The sequence below is a fragment of the Dermacoccus sp. UBA1591 genome, from assembly GCF_002322065.1.
Classification (GTDB): domain Bacteria; phylum Actinomycetota; class Actinomycetes; order Actinomycetales; family Dermatophilaceae; genus Dermacoccus; species Dermacoccus nishinomiyaensis.
Genome location: NZ_DCNR01000020.1, coordinates 2,277 through 6,340 on the forward strand (window position 1 = coordinate 2,277; position 4,064 = coordinate 6,340).

The window sequence follows — 4,064 nt, forward strand, 5'->3', positions numbered from 1 at the left end:
TCAAGCGCGACGACGTTCCAGCACGCGCGCGACGAGACGCCAGCCGAGCATGCACGCGCCGTTGAACGCCAGCGCGACGATGACGAACGCGACGGCCGTGCCGTGCCCGGAGACCTGACGCAGGATCATTCCGACGATGACCGTCGTCAGCCACACGATCACTCCCGACGTCAGCGAGCGCCCCGGCAATCGCTTCATGACGACGAGGACGATCCACCCGACGATCGCTCCCACGACGAACGGCCACGCCGTCGTCACGATGCCGGCGAGGGCGTCGGCCTCGCCGTGGTTGCGCCGTCCGACGGCGGCGAAGACGAGGACGACGAGCAGGTCGAGAAGCGGCGCGAGAGCAAGCATGACCCCACCGTATCCGCCGATCTTGCCCGGGTTTAGCAGCGCAGACGCCGCGGAACCCGGACAACATCGACTACATTTATTGTCAATTCAATAGTCGTCGCCCGAGGAGCTTCGTGCCCAGCCGTCACTCACCCGCCCACGCCGAGCCCTCGGCCCGCTCCGGTGCGGGCTCGTCGCGTCAGAGCCTGATCGCCGCCGTCCTGTGCATCGCCGGCACCGTCGTCGCGCTGCAGCAGACGCTCGTCATCCCGCTCATCCCCGAGTGGCCGACGCTGCTGCACACGAGCGCCGACAACACCTCATGGCTCGTCACCGCGACGCTGCTCGCGGGCGCCGTCGCGACGCCCATCCTGGCGCGCCTGGCGGACATGGTCGGCAAGAAGAAGATCATGCTCGTGTCGCTGGCTTTCGTCATCGTCGGCTCGGTCATCGGTGGTATCGGCTCGGGGCTCGGCGCGCTCGTCGTCGCGCGCACGTTCCAGGGCGTGGGCGCGTCGATGATCCCGATCGGCATCAGCATCCTGCGCGACGAGCTGCCACGCGAGAAGGTGGGCGGCGCCGTCGCGACGATGAGCGCGACCCTCGGCATCGGCTCCGCGATCGGGTTGCCGCTCGCCGGTTTCCTCGTCGAGCACTTCTCCTGGCACATGGTGTTCTGGGTGTCGGTCTTCTCCGCGAGCCTCATGTTCGCGGCCGTCGCGCTCGTCGTGCCCGAATCGAAGGTCACCTCGCGCGGACGCTTCGACCTCGTCGGCGCCGTGCTGCTGTCGGCGGCGCTGCTGTGCCTGCTCGTGCCCATCACCAAGGGCGGGCAGTGGGGTTGGGGGAGCGAGCGCGTCCTGCTCCTGTTCGCCGCGAGCATCGCGCTGTTCGCCGTCTGGGCGCCGTACGAACTGCGTCACAACTCGCCGATGGTCGATCTGCGCACCTCGGCGCGTCGCCCCGTGCTGCTGACGAACGCCGCGAGCCTGCTCGTCGGCTTCGCCATGTACGCCAACATGATGACGACGACCCAGCAGCTGCAGATGCCCGAGATCACCGGGTACGGCTTCGGCATGTCCGTCATCGCCGCCGGCGTCGCGATGCTGCCCGGCGGCCTCGCGATGGTCGTGCTGTCGCCCGCGAGCGCCGCCGTCACGAAGCGCTTCGGCGCCCGCACGACACTGCTAGCCGGCGCGCTCGGCCTTGCCGCGTCGTACACGCTGCGCGTCTTCCTCACCGGCGCGGTGTGGCAGGTCGTGCTCGGCGCCACGCTGTGCAGCGCCGCGACCGCGTTCGCGTACGCCGCGATGCCGACACTCATCATGCGGTCGGTGCCGCTGACGGAGACCGCGTCCGCGAACGGCCTCAACACGCTGCTGCGCTCGATCGGCACGTCGACGTCGTCCGCCGCCGTCGCGGCGATTCTGACGAACATGGCGATGCACGTCGACGGGCACGACCTGCCGAAGCTCGCCGCGTTCAAGGCCGTCTTCGTCATGGCCGCCATCGCGGCGCTCGCCTCCGCCATCGTCGCTGCGTTCGTGCCGACGGCGCAGCCCGCGTCCGCAAGCGCGCCGAGCGCCACCCCCGCGACGCATCCCGCCCCGGCGAGCGCCGACAAGGACGGCGTGCGTGGTGGCGACAGCCGCGAGATCGTCGCGACCGGAACGCTCGTCGGCCTCGACGGCCACCCCGTACGCCGCGGCGTCGTGACGGCGCTCGCCAGCGACGGCGCGCACCTCGACTGGGGGCGCGTCGACGACGACGGGTGCTACCGCCTCGCCCTGCCCGGCGCGGGACGCTACGTACTCGTCGCCTCCGCCGAGGGCTGGGCCACACGCTCGCGGATCGTCGAGGTCACGGGCCCCGGTCTGCCGCAGTTGAGCCTCGTCGACCCGCTGCAGCTCACGGGCGTCGTGCGGCGCAGCGACGGTTCGCCGGCCGCGCAGGTGCCGGTGACGCTCATCAAGCACTCGGGCGAGTACCACGCGGACACGCTCACCGACGGCGAGGGCCGCTACGTCATGCCGCTGCCGCCGGGCGGGCGCTACGTCGTCGCCGCTCTCGATGCCGAGCACGACGCGACAGCCGCGGCGAGCGTCACCGTGCTCACCGAACCGGTGAGCGCCGACATCACCCTCTGACCCGCCGATGTCGCCCGCGATTTCGGGCGCGGGCACTAGGAATCCCGGGCAACATCACTAGGGTGGCGCCATGACGGTTCAGCGCATCATGGGCATCGAGACCGAGTACGGCGTGCTGCGCCCCGGCGATCAACGGACGACGCCGATGGTGCTGTCGGGCCTCGTCGTGCGCGCCTACGCGAACGACGTTGGCCTCAACGCGGCGCAGAGTCGGTGGGACTACAGCGACGAGTCGCCGTTGCGCGATCAGCGCGGCTACGACATCGCTCGCGAGGTCGCGCACGAGAGCCAGCTGACCGACGACATCGACCCGAGCTTCGCCAACGTCGTGCTCAAGAACGGCGCGCGCCTGTACGTCGACCACGCCCACCCCGAGTACAGCTCGCCGGAAGTGACGACGCCCCGCGACGCCGTCGCGTACGACCGCGCGGGCGAGGTCATCATGCGGCGCACGGCGGCGTTGCTCGCCGACGACGAGGACGGCCCGACGCAGCTGTACAAGAACAACACCGACGGTCAGGGCGCCTCGTACGGCACGCACGAGAACTACCTGCTGCGCCGCGACGTGCCGTGGGCGCGCGTCGTCGCGGGCATGACGCCGTTCTTCGTCGCGCGTCAGGTCGTCACCGGCAGCGGCCGCGTCGGCATCGGCACCGAGAGCGAGCGGGCCGGTTTCCAGCTCACTCAGCGCGCCGACTTCTTCGAGGCCGAGGTCGGTCTCGAGACGACGTTGAAGCGTCCCATCATCAACACGCGCGACGAGCCGCACGCCGACCACCGCAAGTATCGCCGCCTGCACGTCATCGTCGGCGACGCCAACCACGCCGACGTCGCGAACCTGCTCAAGATGGGCATGACGAGCCTCGTGCTCGGCGCTCTCGAGGACGAGGCCCTGCCGCGGATCGTCCTCGCGCGACCGGTCACGTCGATGCGCGCCGTCAGTCACGACCTGACGCTCGCCGAGCCGCTGGACCTCGTCGACGGCCGCGCGATGAGCGCGCTCGACATCCTCGAGGCGTACCGCGATGCCACGCACACGTGGTGGCAGCGGCGCGGCGACGACCCGGTCGAGGAGCAGACGCGCGAGGTCTTCGAGCACTGGGGGCGCGTCCTCGACGGGCTGCGTCGCGACCCCATGAGCCTCGCGGCCGACCTCGACTGGGTGGCGAAGAAGAGCGTCATGGAGGCGTTCATGACACGCCATGATGTCGGGTGGGACGACCCGCGTCTGCGCGCGCTCGACATCCAGTGGTCCGACGTGCGCGCCGACAAGGGCCTGTTCCACACGTTCGAACGCGCCGGTCGCTTCACCCGCGTCGTCAGTGACGAGGACGTCGCGCGCGCCGTCGTCGAGCCCCCGCGCGACACGCGAGCATGGCTGCGCGGCAAGAGCATCGAGGCGTTCGGCAGCGACGTCGCCTCCGCGTCGTGGGACGGGATGGTCTACCGCACCACGCAGCCGTCGAGCTACACGCGCATCCGCCTGCCCGAGCCACTCGCCGGCAGCGCCGAGCAGACCCGCGGTTGGTTCGACGCCGACGTCGCGCACCTCATCGCTCAGGTCGGGCCCGACCTCGTCGT

3 protein-coding genes are annotated in these 4,064 nt (G+C 70.6%); 2 read left to right on the plus strand and 1 reads right to left on the minus strand.

Annotated elements, in window-relative coordinates; translation table 11 throughout:
* On the minus strand, positions 1–357 hold the full coding sequence (locus tag B2284_RS01995) for a DUF3054 domain-containing protein (protein WP_144707736.1): 357 nt from the start codon (positions 355–357) through the stop codon (positions 1–3).
* A gap of 113 nt (positions 358–470) precedes the next feature.
* On the opposite strand from B2284_RS01995, the gene B2284_RS02000 reads away from it, so the two are divergent.
* A complete protein-coding gene (locus B2284_RS02000; RefSeq protein WP_286697114.1) occupies positions 471–2,483 on the plus strand; it encodes an MFS transporter in 2,013 nt (670 codons plus the stop codon).
* A 70-nt stretch (positions 2,484–2,553) separates the two neighbouring features.
* Positions 2,554–4,064 (plus strand): depupylase/deamidase Dop (gene dop, locus B2284_RS02005; protein ID WP_286697115.1); only part of this gene is annotated, 1,511 nt, incomplete at its 3' end.